This is a genomic window from Psychrobacter sp. GW64-MNA-CIBAN-0177, from assembly GCF_040309585.1.
Lineage (GTDB): Bacteria > Pseudomonadota > Gammaproteobacteria > Pseudomonadales > Moraxellaceae > Psychrobacter > Psychrobacter okhotskensis.
This window is the reverse complement of record NZ_JBEOOY010000336.1, coordinates 1-263: the sequence shown is the minus strand read 5'-3', so window position 1 is coordinate 263 and position 263 is coordinate 1. Positions and strand designations below refer to the sequence as shown.

General features: G+C 56.7%; 1 pseudogene. It reads right to left on the bottom strand.

Annotated elements, in window-relative coordinates:
* Window positions 1–10: 10 nt before the first annotated feature.
* A pseudogene (locus AAEY79_RS15335) lies at window positions 11–263 on the bottom strand (efflux transporter periplasmic adaptor subunit); the annotation flags it as partial.

The following is a 263-nucleotide window of genomic DNA, read 5'->3' as shown; positions in this document are numbered from 1 at the left end:
CTCCCACAGTTTAGTTTTGCGTTGGGTTCACGATGACAGTGCAGGTAATGCCTGCCGCCAACAACACGCCCTCCGGCACTTCATCAATGTGAATCCGCACCGGCACACGCTGGGCCAACCGCACCCAGTTAAAGGTCGGGTTCACATCGGCGATCAGTTCACGGCTCTCGGGGTTATCACGGTCGTAGATACCGCGGGAGATGCTTTCCACATGACCCTTCAAGGTCTCGCCGCTCATCAATTGCATATCGGCTGTGTCACCC